General features: G+C 70.1%; 17 protein-coding genes. 10 read left to right on the top strand and 7 right to left on the bottom strand.

Going from position 1 to position 16,549, the window contains the following annotated elements:
- Positions 1–191 precede the first annotated feature (191 nt).
- The 4 genes from K8556_RS33595 to sthA all read left to right on the top strand — a co-directional run bounded on the left by K8556_RS33595 (position 192) and on the right by sthA (position 3,550).
- On the top strand, positions 192–938 hold the full coding sequence (locus K8556_RS33595) for an RNA methyltransferase (RefSeq protein WP_223744201.1): 747 nt from the start codon (positions 192–194) through the stop codon (positions 936–938).
- 105 nt (positions 939–1,043) lie between these two features.
- Entirely contained in the window at positions 1,044–1,262 is a 219-nt protein-coding gene (locus K8556_RS33590) for a hypothetical protein (RefSeq protein ID WP_223744250.1), read from the top strand.
- A gap of 46 nt (positions 1,263–1,308) precedes the next feature.
- Entirely contained in the window at positions 1,309–2,103 is a 795-nt protein-coding gene (locus tag K8556_RS33585) for a pseudouridine synthase (protein ID WP_223744200.1), read from the top strand.
- A gap of 43 nt (positions 2,104–2,146) precedes the next feature.
- Positions 2,147–3,550 (top strand): Si-specific NAD(P)(+) transhydrogenase, encoded by a 1,404-nt coding sequence (gene sthA, locus K8556_RS33580; RefSeq protein WP_223744199.1) that lies wholly within the window; start codon positions 2,147–2,149, stop codon positions 3,548–3,550.
- Positions 3,551–3,563: 13 nt separating this feature from the next.
- On the opposite strand, the gene K8556_RS33575 is transcribed toward sthA, so the two are convergent.
- Together K8556_RS33575 and K8556_RS33570 are read right to left on the bottom strand one after the other, a co-directional pair.
- Positions 3,564–3,896, bottom strand: coding sequence for a hypothetical protein (locus tag K8556_RS33575; RefSeq protein ID WP_223744198.1), 333 nt, complete (start codon positions 3,894–3,896; stop codon positions 3,564–3,566).
- A 10-nt stretch (positions 3,897–3,906) separates the two neighbouring features.
- On the bottom strand, positions 3,907–4,269 hold the full coding sequence (locus K8556_RS33570) for a nuclear transport factor 2 family protein (RefSeq protein WP_223744197.1): 363 nt from the start codon (positions 4,267–4,269) through the stop codon (positions 3,907–3,909).
- A gap of 156 nt (positions 4,270–4,425) precedes the next feature.
- On the opposite strand from K8556_RS33570, the gene fusA reads away from it, so the two are divergent.
- The 3 genes from fusA (at position 4,426) to K8556_RS33555 (ending at position 9,611) form a co-directional block, all read left to right on the top strand.
- Complete coding sequence (fusA, locus tag K8556_RS33565) at positions 4,426–6,543, top strand: elongation factor G (protein WP_223744196.1); 2,118 nt, start codon at positions 4,426–4,428, stop codon at positions 6,541–6,543.
- A gap of 102 nt (positions 6,544–6,645) precedes the next feature.
- Positions 6,646–8,586 carry an ABC-F family ATP-binding cassette domain-containing protein gene (locus K8556_RS33560; protein WP_223744195.1) on the top strand — a complete coding sequence of 647 codons (1,941 nt, stop codon included), beginning with the start codon at positions 6,646–6,648 and terminating at the stop codon, positions 8,584–8,586.
- Between the two features lie 110 nt (positions 8,587–8,696).
- Positions 8,697–9,611, top strand: coding sequence for a flagellar motor protein MotB (locus K8556_RS33555; protein ID WP_223744194.1), 915 nt, complete (start codon positions 8,697–8,699; stop codon positions 9,609–9,611).
- Positions 9,612–9,628: 17 nt separating this feature from the next.
- On the opposite strand, the gene K8556_RS33550 is transcribed toward K8556_RS33555, so the two are convergent.
- The 3 genes from K8556_RS33550 to K8556_RS33540 all read right to left on the bottom strand — a co-directional run bounded on the left by K8556_RS33550 (position 9,629) and on the right by K8556_RS33540 (position 13,430).
- Positions 9,629–11,524: an OPT family oligopeptide transporter gene (locus K8556_RS33550; RefSeq protein ID WP_223744193.1), complete on the bottom strand. Its 1,896-nt coding sequence runs from the start codon at positions 11,522–11,524 to the stop codon at positions 9,629–9,631.
- Positions 11,525–11,594: 70 nt separating this feature from the next.
- Positions 11,595–12,077 carry a peptidylprolyl isomerase gene (locus K8556_RS33545; RefSeq protein ID WP_223744192.1) on the bottom strand — a complete coding sequence of 161 codons (483 nt, stop codon included), beginning with the start codon at positions 12,075–12,077 and terminating at the stop codon, positions 11,595–11,597.
- 75 nt (positions 12,078–12,152) lie between these two features.
- Complete coding sequence (locus K8556_RS33540; protein ID WP_223744191.1) at positions 12,153–13,430, bottom strand: dicarboxylate/amino acid:cation symporter; 1,278 nt, start codon at positions 13,428–13,430, stop codon at positions 12,153–12,155.
- Between the two features lie 71 nt (positions 13,431–13,501).
- Here K8556_RS33540 and K8556_RS33535 point away from each other — a divergent pair, with 71 nt between their 5' ends.
- Positions 13,502–14,140, top strand: coding sequence for a hypothetical protein (locus tag K8556_RS33535; RefSeq protein ID WP_223744190.1), 639 nt, complete (start codon positions 13,502–13,504; stop codon positions 14,138–14,140).
- Here K8556_RS33535 and K8556_RS33530 read toward each other — a convergent pair.
- Complete coding sequence (locus K8556_RS33530) at positions 14,119–14,892, bottom strand: DNA methyltransferase (RefSeq protein WP_223744189.1); 774 nt, start codon at positions 14,890–14,892, stop codon at positions 14,119–14,121. The genes K8556_RS33535 and K8556_RS33530 overlap by 22 nt on opposite strands.
- A 67-nt stretch (positions 14,893–14,959) precedes the next feature.
- On the opposite strand from K8556_RS33530, the gene K8556_RS33525 reads away from it, so the two are divergent.
- Positions 14,960–15,175 carry a hypothetical protein gene (locus K8556_RS33525; RefSeq protein WP_223744188.1) on the top strand — a complete coding sequence of 72 codons (216 nt, stop codon included), beginning with the start codon at positions 14,960–14,962 and terminating at the stop codon, positions 15,173–15,175.
- 44 nt (positions 15,176–15,219) lie between these two features.
- A complete protein-coding gene (locus K8556_RS33520; RefSeq protein ID WP_223744187.1) occupies positions 15,220–15,528 on the top strand; it encodes a type VI immunity family protein in 309 nt (102 codons plus the stop codon).
- A 2-nt stretch (positions 15,529–15,530) separates the two neighbouring features.
- On the opposite strand, the gene K8556_RS33515 is transcribed toward K8556_RS33520, so the two are convergent.
- Positions 15,531–16,549, bottom strand: a 1,019-nt coding sequence (locus tag K8556_RS33515; protein WP_223744186.1) for an IS66 family transposase, incomplete at its 5' end; no start/stop codon positions are given.

Raw genomic sequence — 16,549 nt, 5'->3', positions numbered from 1 at the left:
CGGCCCGGCGACCACGTGCCGGCGCTCCCCCGTGCGCGTCCGCGGGCCCACAGGGTGTCCGGGCAGCCACACTCGCGGGTGGCCTGCTGGACGCGCGGGACGCGGGATTTCGCGGTGCAGACTGGCGGTGAGACACCCGGGCGGTCAACAGGGGTCCCTGCCCGGGCACCAGGGCGGTAGGGTGCGCGCCCATGGTGCTGCCCGTCCGATTCGTCCTCATGCGCCCGCGCAACGCGGAGAACCTGGGTGCCGCCGCCCGCGCCCTGAAGAACTGCGGCCTGTCCGACTGGGCCTGGGTGACGCCGGAGGTGGAGGACCTGGGCCCCGCCCACCGGCTCGCGGTGCACGCGGAGGACGTGCTGGGTGGGGTGAAGCGCCCGGACTCGCTGGACGCGGCCGTGTCCGACTGCGTCTGGGTGGTGGGCACCAGCTCCCGCAAGGTGGAGGGGAAGCGCCGCCTGTCCCCCAGGGCCGTGGGAGAGGAGCTGGTGGCCCGGGCGAAGCAGGGGCCGGTGGCGCTCGTCTTCGGGGATGAGCGCAGCGGCCTCACCAACGCGGAGGTGGAGCGCTGCCACGACCTGTCCGCGGTGCCCACCGCGCCGGAGCAGCCCTCCATCAACCTGGCCCAGGCGGTGCTGCTCTACGCCTACGAGGTCCGCATGGCGCACCTGGCGGACACGGCGCCACCGCCGGGCCCCCTGCCCCTGGCCGCCACGGACGCGGAGCTGGCCCGGGTGGAGGCGACGCTGGAGGCGCTGCTCACCTCGGGGGGCTTCCTCGTGGACGAGAAGCCCGGGCGCACGGCGGTGCGGGACCTGGTGGCGCCCCTGCGCCGCTCCCGCCTCACGCGCAACGAGGCCCGGCTCTGGCTGGCCGCGCTGCACACCGTGCGCAAGCACTTCCCCGGCGGGGACACCCCTCCCACGGACGGGACCTGAGCAGGCAGGGGGACGCGCCCCCCCCTCGCGGCGGTAGGCCCGCGCGTCGCTACCTTTTCCGGACCCACGGGCGAAGCCCACGGAAGGGAGCACCGCGTGAACCACATGCCCTACGAGTCGATGATCGTGGGAGGCACCGAGCCCGGCCCTGGCCGGCAGGCGCCGTCTCACGAGGACGCGCCGGAGGAGCCCGGCCGCACGCCCGAAACAGCCGAGGACGGCGGGCTGGAGGAGGAGCCCCACCGCATCGCGGGCGGCGACGAGCCGGGCAGGACGCCGGGCTCCGCCGAGGGCGAGGACCCGGACGAACCCATCCGGCGCTAACGGAAGACCCCGCCGCCGCCTTCAGCGCGGCTACAGTGCCGCGCCCATGCCTCGCAAGCCCGAACGGCCCCCCAAGTCACCGCCCCGCCCCAACCGCTGGGAGGGCAAGGAGAAGCCGGACTGGCTCTCCCGCGCGCTCGCCCGCGCGGGCGCCATGCCCCAGGACGAGGCCGACGCCGCCATCAAGGCGGGGCGTGTCACCGTCAACGGCCGCGTGGCGACCACGCCGCTGACGCCCGTCCCCCCCGACGCCGTCATCAAGGTGGACGGGCTGCCGGTGCGCAAGGGAACGCCCACGCACGTGCTGGCCTTCCACAAGCCCGCGGGGGTGCTGACCTCCACCGCGCGCCAGCACCGCACGGGCACGGTGTTCGAGCTGCTCCTGCCCCAGCTCCCCCTGGAGCTGAACCGCTTCACCTGGCACGCCGTGGGCCGGCTGGACGTGGACACCACGGGCCTGCTGCTCTTCACCAACGACGACAAGCTGGTGGCCCACGCCACGTCCCCGGAGACGAACCTGCCCAAGCGCTACGTGGCCACGGTGTTCAGCACCGCGGACGACGCGAAGGTGGAGCCGCTGCGCCAGGGGATGATGCTGGATGACGGCCCCGCCCGCCCCGCCGGGGTGCGCGTGCGCGACGAGCACACGGTGGAGGTGACGCTCACCGAGGGCCGCCACCACCAGGTGAAGCGCATGCTGGGCGCCGTGGGGCTGCCCGCCCGCGCGCTCCACCGGGAGGCGGTGGGCGACATCACCCTGGACGGCATCCCCGAGGGCGGCTTCCGGCTGCTCACCGAGGAGGAGGTCCGCGAGAAGCTGAATTACTCCGGCCGGGACTGACTTCCCGGTGCCCTGGCCCCCGGGCTGGGGATAGGGTGGGCCCATGGCGGACTTCGACCTGGTGGTCATCGGCTCAGGCCCCGCGGGAGAATGGGGCGCGGTGCAGGCCTCGCTCGCGGGGAAGCGGGTGGCGGTGGTGGAGCGGGAGTTGGTGCTCGGCGGCACCGCGGCCAACACCGGCACCCTCCCCTCCAAGACGCTGCGCGAGACGGCGCTGCACCTGTCCGGCTTCAAGGCGCGCGGCCTCTACAGCGTGGACGCGACGCTGCGCCACGAGGCCACCGTCTCCGACTTCCTCTTCCGCGAGCGCCGCGTGAAGCAGATGGAGCGCGAGCGCATCCACAAGAACCTCCAGCGCCATGGCGTGGCGCTGTTCCAGGGCTCCGGCGCCTTCGTGGACGCGCACACCGTCGCGGTGAAGCGCGACGGCGCGGAGGTGGCCCGGCTCACCGCCGGCACCGTCCTCATCGCCACCGGTTCCACGCCGTACCGCCCGCCGATGTACCCCTTCGGCGACCCTCGGGTGCACGACTCGGACGAAATCCTGGACATCACCACCCTGCCCCGCACGCTGGTGGTGGTGGGCGGCGGCGTCATCGGGTGCGAGTACGCGTGCATGTTCGCCGCGCTGGGCATCCCGGTGACGCTGGTGGAGGTGAAGCACGACCTGCTGGCCTTCCTGGACGCGGAGATTGGCCAGCGGCTGCGCGACTGCATGGAGACGCTGGGCGTGCGGCTGCGCCTGGGCCAGACGGTGGAGTCCGCGCACGTCCCCGAGTCCCACGAGGAGCCCATCCGCCTGAAGCTGTCCACCGGGGAGGTGCTGGAGGCGGACCAGGTGCTGGTCGCCTCCGGCCGCACCGCGAACACCGCGGGCCTGAACATCGAGGCGCTGGGCGTGAAGCAGGGCAAGCGCGGCCAGATTGAGGTGGGGCTCGCGTACCAGACGGCCGTGCCCCACATCTACGCGGTGGGGGACGTCATCGGCTTCCCCGCCCTGGCCTCCACGTCCATGGAGCAGGCCCGCATCGCGGTGGAGCACGCGTTCGGCCCGGGCAAGCGCACGCTCACGCCCATCCTGCCCTACGGCATCTACACCATCCCGGAGGTGTCCATGGCCGGCGACTCGGAGGAGTCGCTGCGCGCGCGGAGCATCCCCTACGTCGTCGGCCGCGCCACCTTCGACACCAACCCGCGCGGGCAGATCATCGGGGAGAAGCAGGGGCTGCTGAAGCTGCTCTTCCACCGCGACGACCTGAAGCTCCTGGGCGTGCACGTGCTGGGCGAGCAGGCCTCGGAGCTGGTGCACGTGGGGCTCACCGCGCTGCTCACCGGCTCCACCGCGCAGCTCTTCGTGGAGACCTGCTTCAACTACCCGACGCTGTCGGAGGCCTACAAGGCCGCCACCTACGACGCGTTGGATCAGGTCCGCGTGAGCAGCGCCTGATCCACCGCGGCCGCTAGCGCGAGTCCTTGAGGCTGCCCACCGTGAGGCCCGCCTCGCGGGGGGCCACCCGGTTCACCCCGTCCGAGGACACCCGGGCCAGCGCGGGCGCGGCGGCGGGCGGCGCGGCCCTGGGGGGCTGGGAGGCCGGAGCCTTGGCCCCCCCGGCCTGTCCCGGGGCGCCCTGGAGCAGCGCGCGGATCCGCTCCCAGCGGACCTTCTCCTCCGCCACCAGCCGCACCAGCTCCTCGCGGGCGGCCGCGTCCGGCAGGTCCGAGGCGGCCGCCGCCACCTTGTCCATGAAGGGCAGCAGGTACCCGAAGTCCCGGTCGAAATTGGGGGTCGCCATGGGGGGCACCTTAGCCGTGGTAGACGCGTGACGCGACGATGCGCCCGCCCTTCACCTCCAGCACCTCCGCCACCGGCAGGGGGGCCTCATTGGGCGCGTGGCGCAGGTACTCCATGAACACCCGGTCCCCGTCCACCGTGAGGGCCGTCTCCTCGTAGCGCAGGCCCGGCAGCCGGGCGATGGCGTCCCTCCACCACCGCTCCAGGGCCGGCCGGCCCACCAGACGCCCGCCCGTCTCCGGGTGCAGGACGCGAATCTTGGGCGAGGTGTGTGTTGCATCCTCCGCGTAGAGCGAGACCAGGGCGGTGACGTCGTGGGCGTTGAAGGCCTTGAGCCAGGCTCGGGCCAGGGAGAAGTTTTCGCTCGCGCTCATTGTTATGAGACCTCAGTCGGAACAGGGCGGTGGAACGTAGGCGGATGTACGCCCTACGTCATGCGGATTTGTCTGGTAACTGGGTCCTGTGGGAAGTAAGGGCCCCGCCTGCTCTGTTCCCTCAGGCAATTTTTTCAATCGAAGAAGGACCGGATCGTGGCCTCCAACGTACCCATCGAGAAGATTCGTAACATCGGTATCTCCGCCCACATCGACTCGGGCAAGACGACGCTGTCCGAGCGCATCCTGTTCTACACGGGCAAGATCCACGAGATCCACGAGGTCCGCGGCAAGGACGGCGTGGGCGCGGTCATGGACTCGATGGACCTGGAGCGTGAGAAGGGCATCACCATCCAGTCCGCCGCCACGTACGCGATGTGGGGCGACTACAACATCAACCTCATCGACACCCCGGGACACGTGGACTTCACCATCGAGGTGGAGCGCGCGCTCCGCGTTCTCGATGGCGCCATCCTGGTGCTCTGCTCCGTGTCGGGCGTGCAGTCGCAGTCCATCACGGTGGACCGCCAGATGAAGCGCTACAAGGTTCCGCGCATCGCGTTCATCAACAAGATGGACCGCTCGGGCGCGAACTATGATCGCGTCGCCGCGCAGTTGAAGGAGAAGCTGGGCCACCACGCCGTGAAGCTCCAGTACCCCATCGGCGCGGAGGACCGCTTCCAGGGCCTCATCGACCTGCTCTCGATGAAGGCGTTCTACTTCGACGGCGAGAACGGCGAGAACATCCGCGAGGAGGCCATCCCGGCGGACATGCTGGACGAGGCCAAGCTGCGCCGTGACGAGATGATCGAGGGCATCGCCAACGTCGACGACGAGCTGGGCGAGGCCTTCCTCATGGACCCGGGCTCCATCACCGAGGAGCAGCTCCGCGCCGCCGTGCGCCGCGCCACCATCGCGCTGAAGATGACGCCGGTGATGTGCGGCTCCGCGTACAAGAACAAGGGCGTGCAGTTGCTCCTGAACGCGGTGTGCAGCTACCTGCCGAACCCCAAGGAAGCGACCAACGAGGCGCTCGACCAGAAGAACAACGAGGCCAAGGTCATCCTGGAGTCGGACCCGACCAAGCCCTTCGTCGGCCTGGCGTTCAAGCTGGAAGACGGTCGCTACGGCCAGCTCACCTACATGCGCGTGTACCAGGGCAAGGTGAGCAAGGGCGACTTCATCATCAACCAGGTGAACCAGAAGAAGGTCAAGGTTCCGCGCATCGTCCGCATGCACGCGTCGGAAATGCACGACGTCAACGAGGCCACGGCCGGCGACATCGTCGCGCTGTTCGGCATCGAGTGCGCCTCCGGCGACACGTTCACCGACGGCACCGTGCAGTACACGATGACGTCCATGTTCGTGCCGGACGCCGTGATTTCGCTGGCGGTGACGCCGAAGAACCGCGACACGCTGGCGAACTTCTCCAAGGCGCTCAACCGCTTCCACAAGGAAGACCCCACCTTCCGCGTGCGCCGTGACGAAGAGTCCGCGCAGACCATCATCAGCGGCATGGGCGAGCTCCACCTGGAGATCTACATCGAGCGCATGAAGCGCGAGTACAACTGCGAGGTGGTCGCCGGTAAGCCGCAGGTGGCGTACCGCGAGACCATCTCCCAGAAGGGCGAGTTCGCGTACACGCACAAGAAGCAGACCGGTGGTTCGGGTCAGTTCGCGCGCGTGTGCGGCTACGTGGAGCCCCTGCCCGCGGACGCGGTGCAGCAGTACGAGTTCGTGGACGACATCGTCGGTGGCTCCATCCCGCGCGAGTTCATCCCCGCGTGCGACAAGGGCTTCCAGGAGGCCGTGAAGAAGGGCAGCCTCATCGGCTTCCCCGTGGTGGGCCTGCGCGTGGTCATCAACGACGGCGCGTTCCACGCGGTGGACTCGTCCGAAATGGCGTTCAAGACGGCCGCCATCATGGGCTTCCGCGAGGGCTACGCCGCCGCCAAGCCGGTCATCCTCGAGCCGATCATGAAGGTGGAGGTCACGGCTCCGGAAGACTTCCAGGGTTCCGTCGTCGGCCAGCTCAACCAGCGCCGCGGCACCATCCTGGAGACGGGCACGGCCGAGGGCTACGTCACGGCGGTGGCCGAAGTGCCGCTGAACACGATGTTCGGCTACTCCACCGACCTGCGCTCCGCCACCCAGGGCAAGGGCGAGTTCACGATGGAGTTCGCCAAGTACCTGCCGGTCCCCCGCAACGAGGCGGAGGCCCTGATGGCGCAGTACAAGGAGAAGCAGGCCGCGGAGCAGGCCGCCCGCAAGTAGTCCGGGTGCCCACGCCGCACTGGCTGTAGGAAGGGCGCTCCCCGCTTCAAGTGGGGGGCGCCCTTTCGCTTTTCCCCTCCCCTTTTCGAAAGGTTCCTTTCCGTGACGCTGCTTCGCGCCGCCAACGTCCAGCTCGCCTTCGGCAGCCGCACCGTCTTCGAGGGCCTCACCTTCACCATCGAGGAGGGTGAGCGCGTGGGCCTCGTGGGCGTCAACGGCTCCGGCAAGTCGTCCCTGATGAAGATATTGGCCGGCGCGGCGAAGCCGGACCTGGGGGAGCTGCAACTGCGCCGGGGCGCGCGCGTCACCTACCTGCCCCAGGAGCCGGAGTTCCCCGAGGGCGCCACCGTGGCCAGCGAGCTCGCCGTGTCGCAGGCGCCGCTGAAGGAGGCGCTGGACGCGCACGCGGAGCTGTCCCGGAAGCTGGAGGCGGACCCCTCGCACGCCACCCCGAAGATGCTGGAGCAGTTGTCCGCCCTGAGCGACCGCATCGAGCAGGCGGGCGGCTGGGACACGGAGCACCACGCGAAGACGCTGCTCGACCGGCTGGGCGTGAAGGACTGGGACCGGCCCGTGGCCCAGTTGTCCGGCGGTCTGAGGAAGCGCGTGGCCATCGCGCGCGCGCTGCTCACGCGCCCGGACCTGCTGCTGCTGGACGAGCCCACCAACCACCTGGACGCGGACACCGTGGACTGGCTGGAGGACGAGCTGGACAAGCTGCCCGGGGCGCTGCTGCTCGTCACGCACGACCGCTACTTCCTGGACGACCTGGTGGACCGCATCGTGGAGATCCAGCCCGGCGGCGGCCTCGTCTCCTACCCCGGCAACTACGCGGCCTACGTGGAGCAGAAGCTCGTGGCCCAGGAGAACGCGGAGGTCGCGGAGCACAAGCGCGGACGCTGGATTGCCCAGGAGGTGGCGTGGCTGCGCAAGGGCCCGGAGGCGCGGCGCACCAAGAGCAAGGCCCGCATCGAAAGGGCGCAGAAGCTGCTGGCGGAGAAGGGCTTCCAGCGCCCCAAGGTGGCGGACCTGAAGGTGGTGGCGGCGCCACGGCTGGGCCACACCGTCATCGAGGCCGAGGGGCTGAGGAAGTCCTTCGGCGAGCGCAAGGTGCTGGACGGCGTGGACTTCCGCCTCCAGCGCGGCGAGCGCGTGGGCTTCCTGGGCCCCAACGGCGTGGGCAAGACGACCTTCCTGCGCGTGCTGCTGGGGGAGATCCCCGCGGACAGCGGCAAGCTCGTCATCGGGAAGAACACCAAGGTCGCCTACTACGATCAGCAGCGCGCCCAGTTGGACCCGGAGCAGACGGTGTACGACGCGGCCTCCAACGGCGAGGACCACGTGGAGCTGGCGGACCGGAAGGTGGCCCTGCGCGACTACCTGGAGGACCTGCTCTTCCCGGTGCCCATGCAGCGCATGAAGGTGGGCGCGCTGTCGGGCGGCGAGCGCAACCGGCTGCTGCTGGCGCGGCTCTTCCTGGAAGGCGCCAACGTGCTGGTGCTGGACGAGCCCACCAACGACCTGGACATCGTGACGCTCAACATCCTGGAGCGCCTGCTCCTGGACTTCGCCGGCAGCACCCTGCTGGTGACGCACGACCGGTACTTCCTCGACAAGGTGGCCACCGCCATCCTCTCCTTCGACGGCGAGGGCAAGGTCACCCGCTACGAGGGCAACTACGACATGTACAAGCGGCTGCGCGAGCAGTCGCAGGCCGCCGCGCTCAAGGCCGCCGCCGCGCAGAAGAAGGACGAGCAGAAGAAGGACGAGCCGCGCGAGGAGCCCGCCCAGAAGCCCGCGCCGAAGAAGCCCGGGAAGCTCTCCTACAAGGACCAGCGCGAACTGGACGGCATGGAGGCCACCATCGAGGCCGCGGAGAAGCGCAAGGCGGAGCTGGAGGCGAAGCTGGCCGACCCCGCCGTCTACAGCCAGGGCTCCAAGGTGGCGGAGGTGAACCAGGCCCTGGAGGCCACCACCGCCGAAGTGGATCGGCTCTATACGCGATGGCAGGAATTGCAGGACCTGGCGGCCGGCACGGCCTGAGCTGCCAGTCTTTTCGTGGGGGAGGACACAATCCGCTGCGCCCCGTGCATGATTTTCGGGTCGGGGGACTCTGGCTAGAGTCCGCGTCCCTCCGCCTCGGGAGTCGTCACGTGTTTCGTCCGGCCTCGGTCCTCGCCGCTGCCCTGCTGTCCCTCCCCTTCTCCGCCCACGCCCTGGAGAGCGGCCCCAAGAGCCCGCTCCCCATGTTCGACCTGCAACGCCTTCGTCTGGATCCGGCGGCGCTGGGCTCGCTGGTGGTGGGGACGGGACGGACGCTGGCGCCCGGGCAACTGCGCGTGGCGTTGAACTACCACTACGAGCAGTTGCCCCTGCACTTCCAGACGCGCTGGGAGCCCGGCGAGGGCACGGGCCTGGTGGAGAACAAGATGTCCGCCCACCTGACGGTGGGCATCGGCGTGCTGTCGTGGCTGGAGCTGGGCGGCGAGCTGCCCTTCGTCCTGACGCAGGGGGGAAAGCCCACGCTGGAGTACTTCGGGCCGAAGACGGGGGGGCTCGCCACGCCGTGGCTGACGGCCCGGGCGGCGCTGCTGCGCCAGACGAAGGGCGCCCCCATCAACCTCGCGGTGGCGCTGACGGCGGGCCTGCCGGTGGGCAGCCGGGAGGCGCAGGCGCACGAGGACTACGCGTGGCAGCCGCGCCTGCAACTGGGCTACGTGGGCGAGGGCTTCCAGGTGGGCGGCGAGGCCGGCGTCTTCCTGCGCAAGCGCCAGGACCTGGGCCCCGTGTCCTACGACCCGCGCGACATCGCGGGCAACGAGCTGCGGCTGGGCGCCACGGTGACGTCGCTGCACGGTGAGACGACGCGCGGCGAGGTGAGCGTGCTCACGGGCATCCCGCTGGACGGCGGCCGGGTGGGGGCGGAGCTGCTCATCGCCATCCGCCGCCACGCCCTGTCCAGCCTGGACCTGTACGTGATGGGCGGCCCGGGCGTGGGCGCGGGGTTCGACACGCCCACCTTCCGCTTCGTCGCGGGCGTGTCCTGGGCCACCAGCAAGGTGGACTGACGCGGGGGGCCCGTCCCCTACTTCGGCATGAAGCCGAAGGCCTTCACCATCGCGATGGCGATGCCCAACAGGCTCTCGCCCGCGATGAAGCCGGAGGAGACGGGCAGCACCGTGTCCTCGGCGAGCTTCGGCTTCAGGCGTTTGATCAGCGCCGCCAGCGCCGCGCCCACGAAGAGGCTGATGGAGCTGGAGCCGGGGATGACCATGGCCAGCCCCAGGCCGGACGCGGTGGGGATGAAGGCCTTCACCTTCGGGTGGGCCCAGCGCTCCAGCAGCACCAGCGTGATGCCCAGCAGCGCGCCGGCCAGGGCGCCCATGCGCGCGGTGGGGTGCAGCGCGGACATGCCGGAGGCGAGCATCTTCGACACGCCGGCCCACACCATGGAGGACGGCGCGGGGAACTGCTCGGAGCCCAGCACGTCCGCGGTGGGCACCAGCAGGTTGAAGATGGGCACCACCACCACCGCGCCCGCGGCCACGCCGAACAACTGCGCGAAGAACTGCTGGCGCGGCGACGCCCCCAGCAGCCACCCGGACTTGAGGTCCGTGAGCAGGTCCGCCGAGTGCAGGCCCACGCCGCCCGTGGCGTTGGCGCTCATCACGTTGGCGGGGATGTTGCCCGGCGCGAGCCCCCCGAAGATGAGCTGGGTGACGGGGCCCAGCGCCTTGGTGGGCGTGGTGTCCGTCTCACCCGTCACGCGCGACGCGACGACGCCCATCACCACCGCCAGGGGCAGCGCGAGCACGCCGGCCCACCAGGGAATCTGGAACAGCCAGGCCATGAGGAAGACGGCCACGGGGCCCAGCAGCGCGAAGCCCAGCGGGAACCAGGCCGGCGGGCACTCGATGTCCGCCAGCGGATCCGCGCCCGCGCCCTCCTGGGGCTTCTTGCCCACCAGCGAGCCCAGCGCGGAGAAGGAGCGCACCACGCTCCTCCACTGGAAGGCGAAGGACAGCAGGCCGGAGGACACCAGCACCGCGGAGCCCGTCCACAGCGACCAGCCGTTGATGGCCTTGTACGTCACCTCCGGGATGACGCCCTGGGTGAACATGGCCGGCGCCAGGAAGCCGTAGTTGAGGATGGCGCCCAGCAGCATGGACCAGCCGGTGCGGAAGTTCACCAGCGCGCCCGCGCCGATGAGCAGCAGGCTGAAGTCGAAGGACAGGGACCACTTGCCCGCCTCGCGGCCCAGGATGTTGAACGGCAGGCTCACCTTCTCCGGCAGGTTCTTCAGCCAGGTGAAGCGCGCGTCGCGCACCAGCACCAGGAACGCGCCCACCAGGCCCGACAGGCCCAGCAGCCGCGCCTTGTTGCGCGCCACGTCGCCGTGGCCGTGCAGCGCGCGGATGGTCTCCGCGGTGGCGGTGCCGGTGGGGAACGGCAGCGCTTCGATGTTGATGAGCTGGCGCTTGATGGGGATGGCGGCGAAGACGCCCAGCGCGGAGATGACGGCGAACCACAGCATCAGCCAGCCGGAGGACGGCAGCGTGCCGGTGAGCATCAGCAGCGCGGGCACCGCGGCCATGTTGCCGCCGCCCGTCATGTAGCCCGCGGCGGACGCCACGGAGCCCATGGCGTTGTTCTCCAGGTCGGTGAACTCGTTGCTCAGCAGCTTCAGCGAGCGCAGCGTGCCGAACACCGCGAAGGCCAGGATGCACGCGGTGATGGTGACGCCCAGGCTCCAGCCCGTCTTGAGGACGACGTAGAGGTTGGACAGGCACATCACCGCGCCAATGAGCATGCCCGCGATGACGGCGCGCACGGTGAGCTGCCGCGCGCCGCCCTGGTAGACGTGCTCCCTCCAGTACAGCTCCGGATCCATGGCCGCGGAGGCGCCGGGCCGTTCGGGGACGGCGCCGGGGTCGGGTGCGGGGACGCGGAGCTGGCTGGGGTTCGGGACGGGAGGAACCATGGGGGGCGCAAGATAGTGCACGCCCCCCGGGGTCACGAAACGCTCCGTGCCTCCCGGCTGGGAAAAGGCACTACCCGTGCGCGCCGCCCGGCCCGTGGACGTGGCCGTGCGCCAGCTCTTCCTGCGTCGCGTCACGCACTTCGCGCACGGTGACGTCGAAGTGGAGCGTCTTGCCGGCGAGCGGGTGGTTCAGGTCCACCACCACGGAGTCCGGGTTCACGGCGATGATGCGCAGGGGGACGTCGCCGTCCTCCGTCTGGGCCATCAGCGTGCCGCCCACCTGGGGCAGGTAGGTGGTGGGCAGCATGGTGCGCGGGACGTTGCGCACGCCCTCCGGCTTGTGGACGCCGTAGCCCTGCTCCGGCGTCACCACCACCTGCTTGCTCTCCCCCACGCCCAGGCCGTCCAGCGCGCCCTCCAGGCCGGGGACGATCTGCTTGTGCCCGTGCAGATAGGCGAGCGGCTGGCCCGGACCGCTCTGGTCGATGATCTGCCCGTCCCCCAGGTGGAGGCGGTAGTCGAGTGCGACGACGCGGCCGTTCGAGACTTTCATGCGGCTAAAGCTCCTTGGATGCGGAAGGACGGCGGATGGGACTTCGTTCAAAGGTGGAGCCGGGGCGGTGCCACGTCAGGCGGCGGGCGACTGCGCCGCCTCCTCGCCGACCGGCCGGTCGGGGGGCTCGCCGCGCGACACGTACACGGCGGCCGCCAGGTCTCCGGTGACGTTGAGCACGGTGCGGCACATGTCCAGGAAGCGGTCCACGCCGAGGATGAGGCCCAGCCCCTCCACGGGGATGTGGAACATGCCGAGGATCATCGCGATGACGGGGATGGAGCCCGCCGGCACGCCCGCGGTGCCAATGCCCGCCAGCACGCAGATGAACATGATGGTCGCCTGCTGGGTGAGGTCCAACGGCACGCCGTACACCTGCGCGAGGAAGAGGACGGTGACGCCCTCGAAGAGCGCGGTGCCGTTCTGGTTCATCGCGGAGCCGGCGGTGAGCACGAAGCGGGACACGTTGCGCGGCAGCTTGAGGTTCTCCTCCGCCACCTTGAGGGCGGTGGGCAGCGTGGCGCTGGAGGAGGACGTGGAGAACGCGGTGACGATGGCCAGCCGGCAGGAGCGGAAGAACTCCACCGGGTTGCGGCCGCCCAGGAAGCGCACGGACAGCGAGTACACGACGAACATGTGGATGCCCAACGCCAGGAGCACCACGCCCACGTACGACGCCAACTGTCCCAGGATGTGGAAGCCCAGGCGCGCCGTCATGGAGAAGAGCAGCGCGCCCACGCCCACGGGCGCCAGCTTGAGCACCCCGTCGATGAGCTTCATCATCACGTCGTAGAGGCCCTGGATGACGTCCTTGAGCCGCTGCGCGGGCTCGCCCGGGGTGAGCGCCAGGCCCAGCCCGAAGATGAGCGAGAAGACGATGAGGCCGATCATGTCCCCGTCCGCTGCGGCCTTCAGCGGGTTGGTGGGCACCATGGACATGAAGAGCGCGCCCGCGGTGGTGTCCCCGGGGGGCGGCGCGGGCTTGATGGTCGTGCCCGTGCGGGCCAGGGCGCGGGCCTCGTCGCTCAGGCCGTCGCCGGGCCGCAGCGTGTTGACGAGCAACAGGCCGATGAGCACGGAGATGACGGAGAAGACGACGGTGTAGCCCAGCGTGCGGGCGCCCAGGCGGCCCACCTGCTTCAGGTCCAGCTCCGCCACGCCCACGACGAGCGCGGAGAACAGCAGCGGCACCACGAGCATCAGGAGCAGGCGGATGAAGATCTGCCCCAGGGGGTTGGTGACGTGCTCGACGAGCCAGGTGAGCCAGTCCGCGCTCCCGAACACGGCGTTGCAGACGAGCCCGGCCGCCGCGCCGATGGAAATCCCGAGGAGCATCTTCTGATGGGGCTTCATGAGGGGGCGAAGCCTACCGGTGAAAGGAGGTGGCGCCCACCTCGCGTTCGGGGGAAAGCTCCCGCCCCATCGTGCAATCCCTCGTCCAGCTCACCGAGCCCGCCCTGCCCCCGCCCCTCTTCCAACGGCTGACCCGCCGGGTGGGGGACCTGAAGGGAGAGCGCCTGCGTCACACGTACCAGACGACGTTCTGGTACGCCTTCGGGCCGCCGGAGAACGTGGTGGAGGAGGTCATCCACACGCTGCGGCCCCGGGTGACGAAGGGCTGGAAGATTGCTGGCGTGGAGTGGTGGCTGTCGCGGATGCGGGCCACGGACGTGCGGGTGGACTTCCACCAGGACCGGGACGAGCGGCTGGCCCTGGCCACGGGGAAGCTGGTGCACCCGGTGCGCTCGTCGGTGTTGTTCCTCAACCGGGTGCGCGGCGGCGCGCTGGCGGTGACGCGGGAGCCGCCGTGTGAAGACAACCCGTCGCTCGCGCCGGAGCGGCTGGAGGACCTGACGCTGGTGGCGCCGCGCCCCAACCGGCTGGTGGTGTTCGACGGGACGCTGACGCACGGGGTGCTGGACGCGGACAACCAGGTGCCGGACGGCAAGCTGCCGGGGCCGTCGCGCGAGCGGCGCACGCTGGTGATGAACTGGTGGGGTCACCGCCCCACGGACGTGCCCACGTGGAGCGAGACGCGCTTCTACCGGGCGCTGGCCATCTGACGGGCCGTCTCTCGCAGGCGGTGGGTGACGCGCTCGGCCCACTCGGGTTCGACCTCCATGCAGGCGGGGCGGCGGCCCAGGCGCAGGGCGGCGGACGGCATGGAGCCGCTGCCGGCGAACGGATCCAGGACGGTGTCGCCGGGGCGGCTCCAGGTGCGGACCAGGGGCTCCAGCACGGAGAAGGGCTTGTGGTGCGGGTGGCCGCCCCACTGCGCGGCTTCCGCGTCATCGTCGTAGCCGCCGACGACGGCCCACACGGTGGGGGCGTCCCCGGGGGCGAGCGGCGGCGCGGGCGTGCGGGCGATGACGAGGGCGACCTCGTAGACGCGCAGGAGCTGCTCGTTGGCGTTCTTGTCGGTGGTGCGCTTGCCCCAGACGTACTCGCCGCGCAGGTGGGTGTAGCCCAGGCCGTGCGCGGCGGTGAGGATGGGCTCCTTGCCCAGCAGGTTGGTCCAGATGATGAGGGGCGCGTCGGGGGTGAGGTGCGCGGTGGCGCGGGTGAGCCAGGCCTCGGAGAAGACGCGGTAGTCGCGCACGGACTCGAAGCGGACGATGGGGTTGCGGTCGATCTTCTTGTTGGCGCGGGGGTCGCGCAGGTCCCCGCCCTTGCGGCGCCGGGTGAGCAGGCAATAGGGCGGGTCCGTGTGGAGCAGCGAGGCGCGGGTGTCGCCGAGGGCGGCCCGGTAGCCCTCGGGTTCGCGCGCATCGGCGCGGACGCAGCGCAGGGATTCGGGCGTGAGGTCGGAGGTCATCGTGTGGAGCCGCACCCTACCCGGCAATGGGGACGGGGGTGCCGGGATTCTGGCACGCTCGGTGGCCATGCGGGTTCGTCACATCGCGGGGGTGCTGGGCTGGCTGCTGCTCTGCGGATGCCAGTCCGCGGGCGGAAGCCAGACGCGGCGGGAGTACCAGCAGACGCTGGATTCAGGCACGAACGCGTGCCGCCACAACCCCGCGTACTGCGCGGCCATGCCCGCGAGTGTTCGAACCACGGCGCAGGCCGGCGCGTCCGTGGCAGGCGTAAAATCCCTGTGACCCGCTCTCATCCCCGCATCAGGATTCGCGCAGGGCACGGAGGCATGTTGGTCCGGGATGGCGTCAGCATTGCCTTCTACTTGAGGCATTCGCACCGGGACATCACCCAGCGGATTGAACACACCCTCCATGTGTTTCAGCAGGCCATCGCCCCGGCATCCCTGGATTGGTATTGCGACTACGAGGGGGACTTCCATGAATTGGATGAAGAGGGGCGGGAGTTGCTGGAGCAGGAGTTCCACGCCTCCCGGTTCGCCCATGTCCATCTGGCGGATCACGTCAACGGAGTGGGCGATTACCAATTCATCTATGGTAAGCGTTCACGGGGGCCGAAGGCCGCGAGCGTGAGCTGAGATTATGTGCCGGGCAGGAGCGAGGGCGCGGGAGTGCCGTGGAGATGGGCTTCGAGGGACGCAGTGAGAGAGTCGAGCACATTGCGCTCCTGCTTCCGGAGGGTCATCACGGCCGTGAGGATACGCTCGACGAAGCGGCTGCCGTCCTCGCTCTGGGTGCCAAAGCTCGTCTTTCGCCAGATGACCGCATGGCGCAGGTCCCTCTCAGCGAGGTTGTTGGTGGGCGCTACGCCTTCGGTATAGACGAACGTCCAGAGGGCGTCCTTGAGCTTGAGGATTTCCCTGGCGGTGCCGGCCACCTTCTTCGGGCACACGTCCGCGGCCTCCGCCAGGAGCCGCTCCACCTCTCGCATCAGCGGTCGCATCTTGCGCTGGAAGGTGGCGCGCGACAGCAGCCCATCTCGTGCCAGGTGCCACCATTCGAAGAGGACGAAGACTTCGGCCAGCAGCAACGCGCCCAGCCGTTTCGCCTCCCCGCCGCGCTCGACGAAGCCCTCGAACTCGCGCACCAGATGGGCCCAACAGACCTGCCTCCTGAGGGCGTGCACCCAGTTGTAGGCACACCACCTGTCAGAGATGAGCGTCCCTTGAAAGCCCTTGCCCAGCATCGTCTGGGCGACGTCCTTGCCGCGACTCTTGACGATGAGGAAGACGGCCACGGTCGCGGTGCTGGCCACCCACAGCCAGGCCCTGGCATGCTTTTGCCACCACCCGGTTTCATCCTGAGGCACGGCCGGCTGCGTCCGCACATACGCGCGTGCCTCGTCTACCGGCGCCGCCAGAGCGCTGCTCACCGCCTGCTCGAGGTTGCTGACGCTGCCGAGTGCCAGTTCCACGCCCAGCACGTCCTGCAGCAACTCCTGCACCCGTCGCTTGGACAGGCGGAAGCGCCCGGTGCAAAGGGCGATGAAGCTTGTCAGGCGCGGACCGAAGGTGCCCTCGGGCACTCCCGCCGGCAGCGGTGCGCAGCGCCAGGTGTTGCAGCCGGCGCACCAGCCCGCGTGCAACTCGTACTGCTTCA

This window comes from Corallococcus sp. AS-1-12 (assembly GCF_020036995.1).
In the GTDB taxonomy this organism is placed as follows: domain Bacteria; phylum Myxococcota; class Myxococcia; order Myxococcales; family Myxococcaceae; genus Corallococcus.
Note: the sequence above shows the minus strand (reverse complement) of the source record. Positions and strands in the feature narration are given on the sequence as shown.

What these genes read in the sequence shown, in the direction of transcription:
- K8556_RS33525 (WP_223744188.1), top strand. Translation starts at nt 14,960, where the DNA reads ATGCGGGTTCGTCACATCGCGGGGGTGCTGGGCTGGCTGCTGCTCTGC.
- K8556_RS33575 (WP_223744198.1), bottom strand. Translation starts at nt 3,896, where the DNA reads ATGGCGACCCCCAATTTCGACCGGGACTTCGGGTACCTGCTGCCCTTC.
- K8556_RS33540 (WP_223744191.1), bottom strand. Translation starts at nt 13,430, where the DNA reads ATGAAGCCCCATCAGAAGATGCTCCTCGGGATTTCCATCGGCGCGGCG.
- K8556_RS33520 (WP_223744187.1), top strand. Translation starts at nt 15,220, where the DNA reads ATGTTGGTCCGGGATGGCGTCAGCATTGCCTTCTACTTGAGGCATTCG.
- K8556_RS33570 (WP_223744197.1), bottom strand. Translation starts at nt 4,269, where the DNA reads ATGAGCGCGAGCGAAAACTTCTCCCTGGCCCGAGCCTGGCTCAAGGCC.
- K8556_RS33585 (WP_223744200.1), top strand. Translation starts at nt 1,309, where the DNA reads ATGCCTCGCAAGCCCGAACGGCCCCCCAAGTCACCGCCCCGCCCCAAC.
- K8556_RS33530 (WP_223744189.1), bottom strand. Translation starts at nt 14,892, where the DNA reads ATGACCTCCGACCTCACGCCCGAATCCCTGCGCTGCGTCCGCGCCGAT.
- sthA (WP_223744199.1), top strand. Translation starts at nt 2,147, where the DNA reads ATGGCGGACTTCGACCTGGTGGTCATCGGCTCAGGCCCCGCGGGAGAA.
- K8556_RS33595 (WP_223744201.1), top strand. Translation starts at nt 192, where the DNA reads ATGGTGCTGCCCGTCCGATTCGTCCTCATGCGCCCGCGCAACGCGGAG.
- K8556_RS33590 (WP_223744250.1), top strand. Translation starts at nt 1,044, where the DNA reads ATGCCCTACGAGTCGATGATCGTGGGAGGCACCGAGCCCGGCCCTGGC.
- K8556_RS33550 (WP_223744193.1), bottom strand. Translation starts at nt 11,524, where the DNA reads ATGGTTCCTCCCGTCCCGAACCCCAGCCAGCTCCGCGTCCCCGCACCC.
- K8556_RS33545 (WP_223744192.1), bottom strand. Translation starts at nt 12,077, where the DNA reads ATGAAAGTCTCGAACGGCCGCGTCGTCGCACTCGACTACCGCCTCCAC.